Raw genomic sequence first — 17,777 nt, 5'->3', positions numbered from 1 at the left:
ACTCACCACCAATCTCAGTGGAGAAAAAGATTCGCTGTGAAACAATCCAAATCACCACAAAAATCTAAAGCCTCTTTAACCATCCTTATTTTTGTCACGCTTTGTATAGGGATTGTCTCGGGGCTTGCCGGAATGTTTTTGGCTTTACTACTACATTATATTCAACATGTCGCTTATGGGTACACCCATACCTTACAGCACCCAGAAAACTTTCTAGAAGGGGTAACTGCTGCATCCGGGCAAAGACGAATTTTTGTTCTCACGCTCTGTGGTTTTCTGGCCGGTTTTGGATGGTGGACGATTTACCGTTATGGCAAACCTTTAGTTAGTATTGCTAAAGCGATAAAATCGGACAAACCAATGATGCCGATGGTGACAACGTCTCTCAACGCCCTACTGCAAATTATTACTGTTGCGCTGGGTTCACCGCTGGGACGAGAAGTAGCGCCCCGTGAAATTGGGGCAGCGTTTGCCTGCTGGCTAGTAGACAGAACCGGCTTAAGTGTTAAAGAATCACAAATCATGGTGGCTTGTGGAGCGGGGGCTGGATTGGCTGCTGTTTATAATGTTCCTTTGGGTGGCACAGTCTTTACCCTCGAAGTGCTGCTATGTTCACTTAGCTGGTCGGCAGTAATTCCTGCGCTTTGTACTTCTTCCGTTGCTACCGCCATTTCCTGGATTGGTTTGGGCAATGAACCGCAATATCTTCTGCCGAATTATCCACTGAGCCTTTCTTTAATCACCTGGTCAATTATTGTAGGTCCTCTGTTCGGCGTGGCTGCCTTTTGGTTTCATCAAATAACTGCTGCAGCGCGTCGAATTGCTCCTCGTGATGGTCGGGTACTCATTTTATGCATTCTTAATTTCATTATCATTGGTATCTTGGCTATTTATTTCCCTCAGTTATTAGGCAATGGCAAAGGTCCCATTCAACTTGGATTTACTGATAACTTGGGATTGGATCTAGCTCTAAGATTGTTAATTCTTAGAGTGATTATAGTGTGGAGCAGTTTGCAGGCAGGAGCACAGGGTGGATTGTTGACACCGTCGCTGGCAAATGGCGTATTAATGGCAATAGTTCTCGGTAGTCTATGGTCATTGATCTGGCCAGGAACTCATTCCGGCGCCTTTGCCGTGATTGGGGCAGCCGCTTTTCTTGCAGCAGCCCAGAAAATGCCAATCACCGCTATCGTTCTGACCGCCGAATTCACCGGCATCAATTTTAATTTCCTTGTACCGATTTTATTTGCGGTTACCGGTTCAGTGAGTACTTTTAGTTTTTATGCCAATCGTCAATACAAAAAATCTAAGCTACTCGCGTAGTTAACCATTTTTTGCCTTCGACTAAACGAGCAGTCATCATACCCGCGACACAATTACCAGTCACATTGAGCATTGTAGCCAGCGGATCAATAATGATACTAATCGCGGCAATGGCAATTAAAACGGAAGGAGGAAAACCATAGACTGTCAAAATTAATAATTCACCGAGCATGCCGCCACTAGGAATTGCACCCATGACGGTACCCACGAGTAATGAAACACCCAAGGCAATAAGTAAAACCGATGGACCACTAAAATCTAAATGAAAAATTCCGAATAAAAATGCGATTTTAAACATCCCACCAATCACCGAGCCATCTTTATGAATAATCGCTCCAAGCGGAATGACTGTTTCGACAATTTCCGAAGAAACACGCATTTTTTTGGTGGCTAATAAATTAGCAGGGATACTGGCTGCACTACTGCAAGTCGCAATCGAGGTTACCATGGGCAAAAATAAATTTTTCCAAAATAATTTTATACCTTCGATTTTACCGGCCAGGTAGGCATAAAAACTAAAGGCAACAATAAAATAAACAATGGAAGAAATATAATAAATAATAGCAATGCGTAGATAACTTTCCATTAATTGAGGACCAAGTTCACTCACTAAAACTGCAAAATAAGCAAAAAAACCAATCGGTGCGTAATACATAATGAGTGAGAAAACACGCATAAAAACTTCTTCACCGGCTTGTAAAAAAATAAGAAATTTTTTCCCTTTTTCATTCGCTGTCGCCACTGCCAGGCCAACTAACAATGAAAATACGATTAGAGCCAACATATTTTTGTGCGACAACAAATTGATAAAATCGGGAACGGAAAAAATGCTCACCATTTGACTTGATAAACTAGGAGGAGAAAAGGTTTCGGGTGAAGCTAAATGCAAAAAAACTCCCTGGCCTGGGGGGAAGAGTTTCACGATCAAAAGGGCATACACAGCCGCGATTATTCCGGTAAACAAAAAAACCACGGTCATTGATAAAATAATCTTACCTAATTTGCCCAATGCGCCTGTGCGCGCAATAGCCGAAGAGACAGAGAAAAAAATGAGCGGCACAATCGCTGTAAAAATCAAATTGAGAAATATTTCGCCAAAAGGTTTTAAATATTGAGTATTTGGCCCTAATATATGACCCGCTAAACCACCTAAGATAATAGAGGAAATCAAAATCATAGGAAAAGCATAGGATTTAATTGTTTTATATTGAGTCACTACTACGATTTCCCTTGCAATATTTTACTACTATAAGTTTACATAACAGAATTTAATGAACAAGTCACTTCGATATAATTTTACAGGCCAGAAATGCAAAAAATCGCCGCTATTTATGTTGTAAAACCCGAATTTCTCTCCGCACTCTGCGAAGAGCTAGGAGAGTTTTCTGATATTCGAGAAGATCTCGTCTTTTCTTCAGTCAAAAAAACAGCTCCCTGCTTCGCTCTAGATGTCTGGCTAGAACCGCAAATTGTCAGTTTTCAATCCATCTCCGAAGCGGTGAAAATTCTACGCCAAGCTGGAAAATTTTGGTACTTACACCCCCTTACTCAAATAAGACGCTCGCGCTTAATCGAAGAACAATTGCGCAGGTACACGAGTTTGGAACGTCCTTTTCCCATTGAAGAAGAAATCCCAACGATAGGTAGTTTCAGCCTTCTTGATAAAAATACACTCGTTTATAGTGCGCAACGCTGGAAAAAATGGCCGCAGGGAAAATGTTATTTCATTGAAGATAAAATCAACCCACCCAATCGGGCTTATTTGAAATTATGGGAAGCTTTAACCCTATTGGGAAAACAGCCCGAGAACGATGAAACAGTACTGGATTTAGGCGCTTCCCCGGGTGGCTGGACCTATGTGGCTCAATCTTTGGGTGCCAAAGTCACCGCTGTGGATAAGGCCGTGCTGGATTCTAAAATTGCCAAACTTCCCCGTGTTCATTTTTTGCAACAAAGCGCCTTTGCTTTAGATCCTGCTCATTTAGACGAAATCTATGATTGGGTCTTATCAGATGTCATTTGCTATCCCGCCAGAGCTTATGAACTGATTAAGAAATGGATTGCTTCCGGGAGAGCAAAACAAATGATTTTCACTATAAAATTTCAAGGAGAGGTTGATTTAGAAGAAATTAAGCAATTCCAAGCCATACCAAATTCTTGTATTACTAACATGTACTATAACAAACACGAAGCCACTTTTTTTTATCCAGCGACTCAATTAAAGGAGTAATCAAATGAGAAAGCCAGTCTGTGTCGTCGTAGGCGTTGGTCCCGGTAATGGAGCAGCTTTTGCTTCTCGTTTCGTTAAGGAGGGTTATCAAGTCGCATTGCTGGCACGAAGAAAAGATTTTACAAACCAACTCGCACTTGAGCTCGGGGATTCGCAAGCTTTTGAATGTGATGTGAGCGACATTCATTCCATTCAGCGCGTATTTAAGCAAATCTCTAAAGACTTAGGTATGATTGATGTGGTCATTTATAACGCGGGTTCAGGCATTTGGGGAAATATTGAAGAAATCAAGCCAGAGGATTTCGAAATGAACTGGCGCGTTAATACCTTTGGTTTACTTGCGGTTGGCCAGGCAGTTATTCCCGACATGAAGAAGAAAGGTCAAGGCAGCATTATTATAATCGGTGCCAGTGCTTCACGACGAGGTGGAATCAAGACCGCCGCCTTTGCCCCCGCAAAAGCTGCACAACGCAGTCTCGCAGAATCCATGGCAAAATATTTATGGCCCCAACGAGTCCATGTGGCTTTGATTATTATTGATGGTGTGGTGGATTTGCCTAGAACTCGTGAATCCCTGCCTGACAAACCCGATCATTTTTTTGTAAAACCAGAGGATGTTGCCAATACTGCCTTCTGGCTAACTCAACAACCCGCTTCTGCCTGGGCTTTTGAAGTAGAAGCCCGTCCCTTTGGGGAAAATTGGTAATCTCTTGAGGGGCTAGTGAGCAGCGCCTTTTCGCTATCTCTCTCGCGAAGGAAATCATCCTACTAGTTGAGCTTCTTGCGCGGGAGAGGGTTGGGGAGAGGGAATAGAGCAGGGAGACAACCACATCGATTCTTTTATTCTTTTAAATCCAATTCTTTGCTATCCTCTATCAAAATCGCCCCTCCCATTAGCCAATATGACAGATCAATTTATCGGATTAGCCAAATCGGAATTAGATACTCCCTGCTTAGTGATCGATCGCGAAAAACTTTTTTATAATTTGCAGCAAATGCAGCAACATTCAATTCGCCATCAAGTGAATATCAGACCCCATTGTAAAACGCATAAATGCAGTCAGTTAGCTCAATTACAGCTTAAATACGGTGCCATTGGCCTCAGCGTTGCCAAAGTTGCCGAAGCGGAAGTGCTGATTGAAAAAGGATTACGAGGCATCTTAATTACCTCCCCGGTGGTTAGCCAGCACAAAATCACTCGACTTTTAAAATCTTTAGTAAAAGCGCCAGATACGATTATTGTTATCGATAATGAACAAAATTTAACAGAACTCAATGAGGCAGCGGCATCTATCAAGCAAAAAATCGATGTGCTAGTCGACTTGGATTCAGGAATCGGTCGCACCGGTGTGAAACCGCAACTTGCCTTAGAATTCGGCAAAGAAATTATGCGTTCACCTTGGCTAAACCTTCGCGGTATTCAGTGTTATGCAGGCAATTTACAACATATTACCTCCTACCAAGAACGCAAAGAACGTTCATTACAAATCATGCAACTAGCGAGTAACCTGGTAAGCGACTTTCGGAACAACAATCTTCCTTGTGAAATTCTTACTGGTACAGGGACAGGTACTTATGACATTGATGTCGAAGTGACCAACGTTACCGAGATTCAACCGGGTTCTTATACTGTCATGGATGTGGAATATTCACTGATTGGCTCGAAAGAGCAAACGCAAAGCTTTAACTATTTTCAACCTGCGATGACTTTACTGACTACCGTTATTTCAAGTAATCGCAGTGAACATGTAACTGTCGATGCCGGCACCAAAGCTATCTATGTCGATCAGCACAATAAACCAAAAATTATTAGTCATCCAAATCTCGCCTATGATTGGGGTGGTTTTGGGGATGAGCATGGGAAGATTAGCTCGGTCACTGGCGGGCCCTTACCTGCTAATAAAGAAATCCTTGAATTAATTGTTCCACATTGCGATCCAACTATTAATTTGTTTAATCAATTTTTCATTGTCAGCAATGGGATTGTCGTGGATGTTTGGGACATTGATCTGCGCGGCGCATGCCAGTAACGCTGTAATTTTATCGGTAAATAAGTTAAATTAGCCCGCCTGTTTCTAAGATGAATTTATGTTTTAAAGTGGAAAAAAGTACAGATATCAATTCAATTTATTTTAAAGCGGTTCTTAAATCCGCTTTAATATTTAAAATAAGAGGGACTGCAAAGCTTCTTTTCAAAAACTGGCAAACCCATGCCCAGCAGCTCTATCCTGATTATTTATACCAAGCTGACGAAGATAATTTAATTAATGATCTCACTTCGGCTTTCGCTAAAGGTATGGAATTAGTATGGCGAAACGAAAACCAACCTAAACGGCAATCGGAGGAATGGTCCGTGTGCATCGTTTTAGATGCGGTTTCCTCCAAGCTAAATACCAGCTGGTCTCAAGAATATATTTACAAGCAATCGAAAGAATACAAAGAGTTATGTTTTCTAAAAACTCTCGTTCAATATTTGAAAATAGATGATACTGCCATTAAAAAGCTAGAAGCTCTTTATAACAAGCTCATTATGAAAGAAATAAATGCTGAAGAGCAAGAAAGCAAAAACGAAAATATTATTTGCCTAGACCACTTTAAGAACAATAAAAAACCACAAAGTATTTTTAAAAAAAATATCGTTAATTATTTTGAGTCCATTTTTTTCGAAAAACATTTTCTTATCTTTGGCGAAATCCTTAAAAATAAATTCACTTTCGTCTTAACCGATTTTTTTAATTCTGATGAAATAATCCAGCTTATTGAAAGCGTCAAACGACCTAGTTAAACGAATCACCAATCAACCGTTTTCCCCTCATAAGTATGCATCACATCCGCATGGCTATTCGTTTTATTAGCCTCAATTACTTTTAACATAGCGGTTATGCTAGTGGCGGCATCAATATCGGCCTGGGATCCTCCTAATTCGGTTTGCACCCAGCCTGGGTGTAGAAGCAAAACCTTAACGCCTAACTCAGCGACATCCATCGCAAAAGCGTGCATCACACAATTCAAAGCAGCTTTACTCGCGCGGTAAGCATACGCTCGACCCCATTGGTTATCAGAAATAGATCCTAAACGAGAAGTCATATTAACAATTAATTTATCCTCGCTTTTAAGAAGATTAGGCAATAAGGCTTCGCTGACTTTAAGCGCCCCAAAGCAATTAACATTCATGACATTTAAAAAATTCTCTCGCTCGATGTTACCGATGGTCACTCCCTGCGTACCCGTAATACCGGCGTTATTGATAAGCCAATCAATGGGTCTATCGCCGAGTAAATCAACTAATCGAGCGATACTTCGCTCATCACTGACATCGAGGGTAATGATTGAGAGATTATCTCGCTTTTTGCCTAAGTCTTGGAGGACAGACGCCCCCGCAGGATGACGGCAAGTGGCGATAACGTTTTCTCCCTGAGCACTTAATTGTCTGGCAAATTCCAGACCTAAACCACGACTTGCCCCGGTAATTAATATGGTTTTCACTTGCATCAATCCTTTTAGCTCATTTCCTCAAAGTTTAGCACAGGACCTTGGAAATCATTTTGCAACGACTTATTCTTTAACTAACGCTTTAAGCTGATTTTTGTCTGTTACAGCCGCTTCACACTGTAAACCCTGACAAACATAAGCGCAGCTATTTCCTTGCGCTTTTTTTAAAGCGAGGGACTCAGGAAGCTCGGAAGCATCCGCGGGAATGGCAAAAACATAATTATTGAGGGTTTTACTTTCAGTCTGCCAATTAATAATTTCTTTTTTATCACCGCGAATCACAATAATTTGCGAAGGATTTAGGTATTCTTTTAATCCTAATAACAACGAACAATGTTCTGCGGGATATTGCATGAGAATTGGCCAAGCCGCTTGTAAAGTTTTTTCAGCAGCGACTAAATAACGAGACTCGCCCAGTAAATGACCCAAAATTAAGAGTGCGCGAACAATAACGCCATTGCCCGCTGGAATAGCCTCGTCCATCATCGTTTTAGGTCGATAGAGTAAGGCTTCATGATTTTCTGGAGTAAAAAAGAACCCCCCTGACTTTTTATCTTGAAACGAAGCTAAAATTCGCTCTGTAATGGCGATAGCAAACTGCAATTGCTTGCTATCCCAAGACAGTTGAAGTGAGGTCAGCAAGGCATCCAGCAAAAAGGCATAGTCATCCAAATAAGCAGACAGATAAGCTTTAGATTCTTTGTAACTTGCTAATAAATAACCATCTTTCCAAAGTTTTTGTTGGATTAATTGTAGTGTTTTCTGGGCTGAAACTGTAAAGCGCTCTTCATTCAAGGCCGCTCCTGCAAGCAATAATCCTTTGATCATTAACCCATTCCATGAAGTTAAAATTTTCTCATCGCGAAAAGGTGGAATACGTTGGTTTCTTGCGTTTAATAGCTTTCTTTTTGCGGTTAACAAGCTCTGTTTAGCTTTCTCTGGATTTATCTTTAAAAATTGCGCCGTTTCCTCTAAAGAATGAGCAATATAAAAATGCCAATGATTTTCAAAATTTGGATTTTGATCTAAACCAAAATAAAGTCTTATTAGTTCATATTCTTCTGGACTTAATAAGTCACGAACTTCTTTGGGAGTCCAGCGATAAAATTTACCTTCTTCGCCCTCAGAATCGGCATCAAAACTTGAAAAATATCCTCCTTCAGGTGCCTGTAATTGATCCAAAATCCATGCAGCTGTTTCTTGAGCAATGTCGTAAAAATAAGGCTCTTGAAATTGTTGGCCAGCAAGCAGATAAAGCGTTAGCAATTGAGCATTATCGTATAGCATTTTTTCAAAATGCGGGATATTCCATTGTTCGTCAACGGAATAGCGGTAAAAACCACCGGCTAACTGATCGTAAATGCCCCCTTTGGCAATATGCCTTAATGTGGATAAAGCCATCGGCGATTTATTCCGCAATAAATATTCTAATTTACTTGCTTGAGGAAATTTCGGCGCTGTGCCAAAACCACCATAATTTTCATCGTAGTTTTGTTGTAACTGGGTTAAAGCAAGTTGCAGGGGCTTTTCATTTAAATCAACGCCATGCGACGCTTTTTGTTGCTGTTGTAATATTCTTCGTAATTCTTGGTTTTGCTCCTTAATTTCAGGCGCTTTATTTTGATAAAGTTCAGCAATAAGTCGCAAAATACGTTTAAAAGAAGGTAATTGATGATGTTCTTCTCGAGGAAAATAAGTACCACTAAAAAAAGGAGTAAGATCCGGCGATAAAAAAATCGTTAAAGGCCAACCCCCATTTTGCTGACTCAAAAAATAATGCGAAGTTTGATAAATTTTATCTAAATCCGGGCGTTCTTCTTTGTCCACTTTAATATTAACAAATAACTTATTCATTAACTCAGCCGTTTCTTGATCTTCAAACGATTCATGAGCCATTACATGACACCAATGACAGGCCGCGTAACCAATCGACAATAAAATCGGTTTATTTTCTTGTTGTGCCTTTGCCAAAGCGTCTTTGCCCCAGGGATACCAATCCACGGGATTATGAGCATGCTGTTGCAAGTAGGGACTAGGTTCGTTAATCAAATGATTGCTTTGAGTCATGGCTCTTCTCTATAACCAAAATAGATTTACATAAATATATAGCAAACTCATTCCTATAACGGGAATAATTAAAAATGCCAGCAGCAAATGAATCTGCCGCTTATTTTCTGCCGAGGCTTGATAAAATTTTTTCAACTTTTTACAAATAGACATCCCAAGCTCCTATACCAGTTATTGGTATTAAACTGCTTCATAGGCTTTTTTGATTTGCCCATCTTGTGACAACATAATTGCCAAAGGTCTAGTTGGTTCAAAATGAGCAAAAATAATCATCATCATCACGGTAATAGGCACCGAGAGAAACATACCTAAAATACCCCAAACTGCACCCCATAATGCTAAAGAGAGTAGAATGACAAGCGGGCTTAAATTTAAGGATTTTCCAAGAAAGCGTGGCTCAATGATATTACCAACAATAAATTGGATGACGACAATACCAGAAGTAATGATAATAAAGGGCCCCCAACTTTCAAACTGAACTAAGGCCAATACAGCGGGAAAAGCCGTGGCGATGATGGCACCAATATTAGGAATAAAATCAAGAAAAAAGATTAATAATGCCCAAAATTCAGCAAAATCTAAGCCGACTAATCGCATAATAATCCAACTCATTGTTGCCGTAATCAGACTTAATAGCGTTTTTAAACCTAAATAGATTTGCGTATCATTGACGATGTGCGTAATGATATTATTCACCAGAGAACGGTGTTCCTTTTGCGGAAAAAGAGCATTCAATTTTTGACTGAAAAAATGTTGCTCGACGAGTAAAAAAACGACATAAAGAGTAATTAATACAGCCGAACTCATGATGGTACTAAAAACCGCATAGATATTCACTAAAATACCCTGCACACTGAGATTTTTCATAAACTGATCCATAGTCATCAATGCTTTAACATGAAATCGTTGATCAACTACGCTAAGAATTTTATTTAAATGTTCCTGATAACGCGGCGCGGCAGCAATGACTTCGTGGACATTATTCGTAATAATATTGACTATAATTTTAATCAAGATCGCAAAAATCAATAGAGCTAAGACCATACTCAACCAATACGGAGGTCGGACTCCCCTAAATTGAATGCGCTGCACCCCTTCTCTTGCTGTATTGAGTAAATGCCAGATAAAAATGGCAATAACCAAAGGAATTAATATATTTCGACCGATAATAAGCAAATAACCAATAATCCATACCAAAATTAAACCTGCTGTGAAGATGATGGTACGATTATTCATGCAGTCGCTCCTGATTTTTTATCTCTGGCACATCAACTCTAACTTATTTTCCTGCTATTATCAGTTTTTTTCTTAACAAAGTATGCCGTGCTTCAACAATCTTGTGAAACGCTTTCAGGCGTAGGTCCAACCCTTAGCGCCAAACTCAGCAAATGCGGGATTAATACCATTGCTGATCTGCTGTTTCATCTTCCTTATCGTTATCAAGATAGAACAAGAATAACGCCTATCTGTGATTTACGACCCAATGATTGGAGCGTTGTTGCAGGCAAAGTGTGTAAAACCGAAATTAAATACGGTAAACGCATGATGCTTTATTGTTATATAGAAGACAAAACCGCGGTGTTGAAATTACGTTTTTTTCATTTCAATAAGCAACAAATTAAAGCCTTGAATGAAAGCAAGATGATAAGAGCTTTTGGTGAAGTACGTGAATTTGCCAATACCCTGGAGATGATTCATCCTGAATACCAACTTCTAGCCAGCGAAGATGATTGTGTTGTCGATGAAACACTCACTCCCATTTATCCTACCACTCAAGGCTTAACCCAAACTCGTTTGCGACAATTGGTGAAACTTGCTCTGACAAGCAGTCGCGAGCAGTTGAACCAATTAGAATGGATGAATGAGGAACTCTTAAACAACTACCATTTTCAGCCGCTAGCTACCGCTTTGGAATTACTGCACAATCCACCGCCGGACATTTCTCTGCAGGCTTTAGAAGAAGGTTCCCATCCGGCTTTGCAAAGGCTCGTTTTTGATGAATTATTAGGACAGCGATTAAGTATGCAATTTGCCAGACTGCATCGTAGTCTTCGCTTTGCCCCGGCGATTCCTATCAACGCCGCTATCCGTGAACGCTTCCTTAAACAATTACCTTTTAATTTGACTGCTGCCCAACAGCGTGTGAATGATGAAATTGCGGAAGATTTAGCGCAAGCAAAGCCCATGCTACGTCTAGTACAAGGTGATGTGGGCTCGGGCAAAACAGTCGTCGCCGCACTGTCTGCTTTACAGGCCATTGCCAATGGTTATCAAGTTGCCTTCATGGCCCCCACTGAATTACTCAGTGAACAGCATACTAACAATCTACAAAAATGGCTAACTCCGCTCGGTTTAAATTGCCGCAGACTCACTGGCAAAATGAAAGTCAGTGAACGAAGAGAAACTTTAGCACAACTTGCTAATCATGAATGCCAACTACTCATAGGGACCCATGCGCTCTTCCAAGAAGAAGTGTCTTTTGCAAAACTTGGGCTTGTAATTATTGATGAGCAACATCGTTTTGGCGTTGAACAACGCTTACTTCTGCAACAAAAAGGTCAGCAAGACGAACTGACTCCTCATCAATTGCTCATGACAGCAACGCCCATTCCGCGAACCTTGGCCATGACTCAATTCGCTCACCTCGATTTATCGATTATTGATGAATTACCACCGGGTCGAACTGCAGTCACTACTGCTGTGGTGAATCAAGCCAAGAGAGAACCGATTATCGGTCGGCTGCAAGCGGCAATAGCCAATGGACGTCAAGCGTATTGGGTCTGCACTTTGATTGAAGAATCAGAAAAACTACAATGCATGGCAGCAACGGCTACTGCCAGCAGTTTAAAAGAGCAATTACCTGAAGTGCGGATTGGTTTGGTTCATGGGCGCATGAAAACCCCCGAAAAAGAAGCCACGATGGCTGCGTTTAAACAAGGTGAAATTGATTTACTCGTCGCCACGACCGTGATTGAAGTAGGGGTTGATGTCCCTAATGCTAGCTTGATGATCATCGAAAACGCAGAGCGTTTGGGCTTATCGCAGCTCCACCAATTACGTGGCAGAGTTGGACGAGGCAGTGCACAATCACATTGTCTCTTACTCTATCAACCTCCTTTATCACAACTGGGTGCAGAGCGTTTGCGAGTAATGCGTGCTACCACCGATGGCTTCATCATCGCCGAAAAGGATCTCCAATTAAGAGGTTCAGGTGAAATCTTAGGCACAAGACAAACAGGCTATCGCCAATTTAAAATTGCCAATCTACAACGCGACCAGCAACTTCTTTCTGCAGTAGCTGCTCTCGCTAAAGATTTGGTCATACGAGACCCAAGTTTAGCTCACACAATCGCTAAACGCTGGCTTGGCGAATTTGAACAATTTCTTCAAGGTTAGATTTTTATACAAAGAACCAACTAGTGTTTCAAGTCAAGATCCATTAACAAAATAAATATATTAAATACTTTCAGTCAAGACTGTTATTTCATTTTTTCTTTAGCTAATATAGCTGGGCTAATTCTCCATGCCAATGAGTCATCATGTGGATAAGTTTTTCTCCCACTCCTGTAAAAATAACAGCTCTACCCCTTGACTATTAATCCAAACCAGATGGGTTCTCGGTTATCTGATTTTTTCTCGATTTAATTTAAAATTCATTTATCCACAAAATCTGTGGATAATCCTGTGTACAGGGTGTAAAACACCTTAAAAATAAAGCCCCAAGTCGGTATGCCCGAGAAGTTACCAGTTCTATTTTTAGCCAAATAACAGCTATAGATCGACCCACTGCATTTGGGGTAAAATACTGGTCATTTTGTTATCAGGTCATTCCATGTCATTAAAACCTAAGGCAGTCGCGCTAATTTCTGGCGGACTCGACTCCATGCTTGCTGTAAAAGTGATTCAAGAACAAGGTATCCATGTTGAAGGAATCAATTTTTATACTGGTTTTTGCCATTCTGGTCATACTTCAGCCATTCGTAATCGCAAAAATGAAAAACCCTTGCGCAATGATGCACTATGGGTTGCAGAACAACTTGGCGTTAAGCTTCATATCATTGACATTGTAGAACCTTATAAAGACGTGTTGCTAAATCCCAAACATGGTTATGGCAAAAATGCAAACCCCTGTCTAGATTGTAAAATTTTTATGGTTCAGCAAGCTTATCAATGGATGCTGGAGCATGAATTTGACTTTATTATCACTGGTGAAGTCATTGGGCAGCGAGCAAAATCCCAACGTAGTGCCACCATGCCAGTCATTGCTCATGAATCAGGTGCCGAGGATCGTTTATTGCGTCCCTTATGTGCCAAACTTCTACCCCCTACTTTGCCTGAGCGCGAAGGTTGGGTGAATCGTGAAGCCTTGCATGACTTCAGGGGACGAAATCGTAAACCTCAACTTCAACTTGCTGCCTCCATGGCCATCGAAGAGTTTGCACAGCCTGCAGGCGGTTGCTGCGTGTTGACCGATGAAAATTATACTCGACGGCTGCGTGATATGTGGGCTCATCGTGGTTCACGCGATTACGAAATGGAAGATATTATTCTTTTAAAAGCAGGAAGACATTTGCGACTCATGCCTCATTACAAAATGATTATTGCTCGAGACGAGGCAGAAAGTAATTTCTTAACTGGCTATCGCAAGCAATTTATTCACATGCAAGTGATTGAACATCGTGGGCCAATCATTTTGATTGAAGGCCAACCCAATGATGACGATTTGATGATTTGTGCACGAATTGCTGGCCGATTTTGCTCAGGACGCGAAGAACCAGAAATTAAAATCGATTTACATCATCCGAATGGCGAATCGAAAACCTTAAACATACAGCCAATGCGTGCTGAAGAGATTCAACCTAATTGGTATTTGTGAGATTACGATGGCACATTACGAAATAAATGCTCGGCGCTTACTCTGTCCTATGCCGGTTATTAAAACGCAAAACATGAGCAAAACCTTGGAACATGGCGATACCTTAACGGTTATTGCAACTGATCCTGGCGCTCAACATGATTTACCCTGTTGGTGTCGTATCAACGGACATCAGGTCATCGAATCAAAAGAAATGGATGGCGAATTCCACATAACTCTGCAATTAATAAAGGAAGGCGAATGACACAAAAGGAGCGTTACCTTCAGGCAAAAAAGATCACTCTCATCGGAGCGACGATTACAGCCTTATTAGGCCTTATCAAGGTAATGGGTGGGTTTTTCTTTCACTCTCATGCTTTAATTGCAGATGGTGTGCATTCTTTTTCTGATTTACTGACGGACTGTATGGTCGTTTTTGCTTCCAAATACGGTAGCCAAGATGCTGATGAATCTCACCCCTATGGTCATCAACGTATCGAAACAGCCGCTACCCTGCTCTTAGCCGTATTGCTTATTCTCGCAGGTGCCGGGATTGCTTGGGATTCGCTCGATGAACTCATTCATTCCGCAGTGGAAAAACCAGGCTGGTTTGCCCTCCCGATCGCCTTGCTGTCTATCGCTGCCAATGAAGGATTATTTCATTATACCCATCACGTTGGCCTACGCATTCAATCGCCTTTAATTATCGCTAACGCTTGGCATCATCGTTCTGATGCCGCTTCATCAATTGTGGTGGCAATCGGTTTATTAGGAAGTATTTTAGGGTTTTCCTATCTTGATGCCCTTGCGGCAGTTATTGTCGGATGTATGATTATCAAAATGGGTATGAGCTATGGTTGGAACAGCGTCAAAGAATTAGTCGATAGCGCGGTTGAGCCGCAGATGTTGGAAAAAATTATCCACATCATCCAAGCCGTTGATGGCGTAGAAAAAATCCACCAATTACGCAGTCGCTCAATGGGTGGTGATATCTATATTGACGTACATATTTTAGTTAACCCCTACATATCCGTATCGGAGGGTCATTATATTGCGCAACATGTTGATAAAGCCTTGGTGGAACAACTCGATGCCGTGAAAGATGTCACCGTGCATGTTGATCCAGAAGATGACGAACTCAATTGCCCTTCCTTGCATCTGCAAAATCGTACAACCGTGCAAGAAGGATTATTTTTAGCCTGGAAAAGGGATTTCCCTGAACTGCAAACTTGGACACTCCATTATCTTGACGGCAAAATGCTTATCGATCTTGAATGTGCCAAAAACTTTAAACAATGGCAGACTTTGCGCGAGCGAATCCAATATGATCTAAAGTCGCACAATGATATTCAGCAAGTGCGTTTAATGTGCCCACAAGAGGTCATTGTTGATGAAACTGCCTAATATCGCTGTTCTCGATGCTAAGCCACTGATCAACGACAACCTTAGCCTAGACAAATTATGCCAACTAGGAGAGGTTAGACTTTTTGAGCAAACCCTTTCTGAGACGGAAATTATAGAGCGCGCGCAAGCAGCTGAGATTATTTTGGTGAATAAAGTCAAATTAAATGACTACCATTTTGCCCAATTACCTCGTCTGCAATACATTGGTGTCACCGCAACTGGCACTGATAATGTTGATATCCATGCCGCCACCAAACGAGGCATTATCGTCACGAATGTCCCCTGCTACGGCACTGACAGTGTCGCACAGCATGTCATTGCCCTGCTACTTACCCATACCAATCAGGTTGAACTGCATAATCAATCGGTTAAACGAAATGAATGGCAGACACAACCTTATTTTTCGTATTGGCTCCATTCAATTACCGAATTAACAGACCTGACTCTCGGCTTACTTGGGTTTGGCCGCGTCGCTCAAAAAGTTGCCTTGATTGCTGCCGCATTAGGCATGCAAGTGATTGCCCATCAACCGAGCGGCATTCATGATCCAGAGGTACGCTCAGTGTCGCTAACCGAACTGTTGCAACAAGCTGACGTTCTGAGTTTGCACTGTCCTTTCACGCTGGCAACGCAGAATATAATTAACAGCAACACGCTGCAGCAAATGAAGCCGTCCAGTATTTTAATTAATACGAGTCGCGGAGGGTTGATTGATGAAAAAGCGCTAGCTCAAGCTCTGCAACAACAAAGAATTACAGCTGCTTATCTTGATGTACTTAGCACAGAACCACCTGCAGCAGACAATCCTCTACTCCAATTAAAGAATTGTATCATCACCCCGCATATGGCTTGGGCATCTCTTACTGCAAGAAAACGCTTGCTAAATACAGTTTGTGAAAATATTATTCGTTTTCTTAATCGACAACCTATCAATGTCGTGCAAGCTTCATAGAGGATAACGCATATGACCGCGGGCAGTTTAAAATTAATTTTTGCCATTGTTACTTTTGTAGTTATCTTACTCGCTGGCTGGTATCCCTTCAGAAAACGAGTTAAAGATGATAAACACATCGATTTTCCCGTTGGTGAAACCCTGGCAACTGGTGTCTTTTTGGGTGCAGCGCTTTTGCATATGCTTCCTGAATCGAACGCATTGTTTCTGGAAATGGGCTACAGCTACCCCCTAGCCTATATTATTACGGGGGCGGTATTCTTATTTTTTTTATGGTTCGAGCACTTAGGAAAAGAGCTCTATCATCATCACAATGCTTCACACCCTAGTTTTGCTATCCTTGCTTGGGCGATGCTTTCAATTCATTCTATCATGCTGGGAACAGCGCTTGGTTTAAACCACAGTAACTCAATGATTATCATGTTATTTTTAGCAATTATTACCCATAAATGGGCTGAAAGTTTTGCTATCGCTGTACAATTGAATAAAAGCGCCTTATCACTCTCAAACTCCATGTGGTTTTTCTTCAGTTTTAGCTTAATGACGCCACTGGGCATTTTCATAGGTTGGTATTTTGGTCATGGCGTAGAAACTCACTCTCTTTTTGATCCGATTCTGATTGCCGCTTCAGCCGGAACTTTCCTTTATTTAGGAACTTTACATGGCCTAGAGCGCTGTGTATTGGTAGAACGTTGCTGTAACTTAGGTGATTTTAGTTTTGTTATTATTGGTTTTGGCTTAATGGCTGCGGTCGCTTCTTATGTCTAATTTTATCACTCAACAGCCTCTTATTTTAGCTTCGGCATCACCGGTTAGATCTAAGTTATTAAGTTCTCTGGGCCTTCTTTTCGAAGTCATTCCTTCTCATTGTGATGAGGACAGTATTAAACAAAATTTTAAGACTTCAGGCTCTTTGATTGATATGGCCGCTATCCTTGCCTCTGCTAAAGCCCTAGCTTTAAGTCAACGTTATCCTGAACATTTTGTGATTGCTGCCGATCAACTCTGTGTGGTTGGTGATCAATATTTAGATAAACCCTTAACCCATGAGAACGCAGTTAAACACCTGCGCTTGCTCAGTGGTAAAACCCATCAGCAAATTGCCGCAACCTGTATTGCCAAAAATAATGCCATCGTTTGGCAGCATGATGATATCGCAAGCTTAACGATGCATGAGCTAAGTGATGAAACCATTGAAGCTTATTTGCGCCTTGCACAACCTTATCAAAGTTGCGGTGCCTATAATTATGAAGGACCAGCAAAATGGTTATTTAAAGAAATTCAAGGCAGTGAAAGTACCATTCTAGGCCTTCCCCTACTCCCACTGACTCAAGCTCTGACTGATTTAAAGGCAATTAGCTTAGCTTAGCAGCAAAATCCCTAATTCTGCGTCGATAATCTCTCTATTACCAAGAAGATGGGTAAATTTTTACTAAAAATTATTACTAGGTATA

At 41.2% G+C, this 17,777-nt stretch carries 16 protein-coding genes; 12 read left to right on the top strand and 4 right to left on the bottom strand.

Annotated elements, in window-relative coordinates; all coding sequences use genetic code 11:
- Positions 1-36 precede the first annotated feature (36 nt).
- Positions 37-1,323: a chloride channel protein gene (locus tag Ldro_RS05780; RefSeq protein ID WP_238583978.1), complete on the top strand. Its 1,287-nt coding sequence runs from the start codon at positions 37-39 to the stop codon at positions 1,321-1,323.
- On the opposite strand, the gene Ldro_RS05775 is transcribed toward Ldro_RS05780, so the two are convergent.
- Entirely contained in the window at positions 1,307-2,500 is a 1,194-nt protein-coding gene (locus Ldro_RS05775; RefSeq protein ID WP_058496074.1) for a dicarboxylate/amino acid:cation symporter, read from the bottom strand. The two genes, Ldro_RS05780 and Ldro_RS05775, sit on opposite strands and share 17 nt — an antisense overlap.
- A 132-nt stretch (positions 2,501-2,632) precedes the next feature.
- On the opposite strand from Ldro_RS05775, the gene Ldro_RS05770 reads away from it, so the two are divergent.
- From Ldro_RS05770 to Ldro_RS05755, 4 genes are all read left to right on the top strand, one after another.
- On the top strand, positions 2,633-3,553 hold the full coding sequence (locus Ldro_RS05770) for an SAM-dependent methyltransferase (RefSeq protein ID WP_058495456.1): 921 nt from the start codon (positions 2,633-2,635) through the stop codon (positions 3,551-3,553).
- Between the two features lie 4 nt (positions 3,554-3,557).
- Positions 3,558-4,259, top strand: a complete 702-nt coding sequence (locus tag Ldro_RS05765) for an SDR family NAD(P)-dependent oxidoreductase (RefSeq protein WP_058495455.1) — start codon at positions 3,558-3,560, stop codon at positions 4,257-4,259.
- Between the two features lie 196 nt (positions 4,260-4,455).
- The gene (locus Ldro_RS05760) at positions 4,456-5,583 is read left to right on the top strand and encodes a DSD1 family PLP-dependent enzyme (RefSeq protein ID WP_058495454.1); all 1,128 of its coding nucleotides are present in this window, start codon (positions 4,456-4,458) and stop codon (positions 5,581-5,583) included.
- Between the two features lie 68 nt (positions 5,584-5,651).
- Complete coding sequence (locus Ldro_RS05755) at positions 5,652-6,338, top strand: hypothetical protein (RefSeq protein ID WP_131764340.1); 687 nt, start codon at positions 5,652-5,654, stop codon at positions 6,336-6,338.
- Positions 6,339-6,343: 5 nt separating this feature from the next.
- On the opposite strand, the gene Ldro_RS05750 is transcribed toward Ldro_RS05755, so the two are convergent.
- The 3 genes from Ldro_RS05750 to Ldro_RS05740 form a co-directional block, all read right to left on the bottom strand.
- Positions 6,344-7,039 carry an SDR family oxidoreductase gene (locus Ldro_RS05750; protein ID WP_065235914.1) on the bottom strand — a complete coding sequence of 232 codons (696 nt, stop codon included), beginning with the start codon at positions 7,037-7,039 and terminating at the stop codon, positions 6,344-6,346.
- Between the two features lie 69 nt (positions 7,040-7,108).
- Positions 7,109-9,112, bottom strand: a complete 2,004-nt coding sequence (locus Ldro_RS05745; RefSeq protein WP_058495451.1) for a thioredoxin domain-containing protein — start codon at positions 9,110-9,112, stop codon at positions 7,109-7,111.
- A 180-nt stretch (positions 9,113-9,292) separates the two neighbouring features.
- Complete coding sequence (locus Ldro_RS05740; RefSeq protein ID WP_058495450.1) at positions 9,293-10,348, bottom strand: AI-2E family transporter; 1,056 nt, start codon at positions 10,346-10,348, stop codon at positions 9,293-9,295.
- Positions 10,349-10,435: 87 nt separating this feature from the next.
- Here Ldro_RS05740 and recG point away from each other — a divergent pair, with 87 nt between their 5' ends.
- The 7 genes from recG (at position 10,436) to Ldro_RS05705 (ending at position 17,692) form a co-directional block, all read left to right on the top strand.
- Positions 10,436-12,508, top strand: a complete 2,073-nt coding sequence (gene recG, locus Ldro_RS05735) for an ATP-dependent DNA helicase RecG (RefSeq protein ID WP_058495449.1) — start codon at positions 10,436-10,438, stop codon at positions 12,506-12,508.
- A gap of 436 nt (positions 12,509-12,944) precedes the next feature.
- Positions 12,945-13,988, top strand: coding sequence for a tRNA (5-methylaminomethyl-2-thiouridylate)-methyltransferase (locus tag Ldro_RS05730; protein WP_058495448.1), 1,044 nt, complete (start codon positions 12,945-12,947; stop codon positions 13,986-13,988).
- 7 nt (positions 13,989-13,995) lie between these two features.
- A complete protein-coding gene (locus Ldro_RS05725; protein WP_058495447.1) occupies positions 13,996-14,232 on the top strand; it encodes a sulfurtransferase TusA family protein in 237 nt (78 codons plus the stop codon).
- Positions 14,229-15,371, top strand: a complete 1,143-nt coding sequence (locus Ldro_RS05720) for a cation diffusion facilitator family transporter (RefSeq protein ID WP_058495446.1) — start codon at positions 14,229-14,231, stop codon at positions 15,369-15,371. The genes Ldro_RS05725 and Ldro_RS05720 overlap by 4 nt, the downstream gene beginning before the upstream one ends.
- Positions 15,358-16,323: a D-2-hydroxyacid dehydrogenase gene (locus Ldro_RS05715; RefSeq protein ID WP_083497902.1), complete on the top strand. Its 966-nt coding sequence runs from the start codon at positions 15,358-15,360 to the stop codon at positions 16,321-16,323. The genes Ldro_RS05720 and Ldro_RS05715 overlap by 14 nt, the downstream gene beginning before the upstream one ends.
- A gap of 12 nt (positions 16,324-16,335) precedes the next feature.
- Positions 16,336-17,091, top strand: coding sequence for a ZIP family metal transporter (locus Ldro_RS05710; RefSeq protein WP_058495445.1), 756 nt, complete (start codon positions 16,336-16,338; stop codon positions 17,089-17,091).
- The gene (locus tag Ldro_RS05705) at positions 17,084-17,692 is read left to right on the top strand and encodes a Maf family protein (RefSeq protein ID WP_058495444.1); all 609 of its coding nucleotides are present in this window, start codon (positions 17,084-17,086) and stop codon (positions 17,690-17,692) included. Before Ldro_RS05710 ends, Ldro_RS05705 begins: the two co-directional genes overlap by 8 nt.
- Positions 17,693-17,777: the final 85 nt, after the last annotated feature.

The organism is Legionella drozanskii LLAP-1 (assembly GCF_001467585.1).
GTDB lineage: Bacteria > Pseudomonadota > Gammaproteobacteria > Legionellales > Legionellaceae > Tatlockia > Tatlockia drozanskii.
This window is presented reverse-complemented; position numbering and strand designations above follow the sequence as displayed.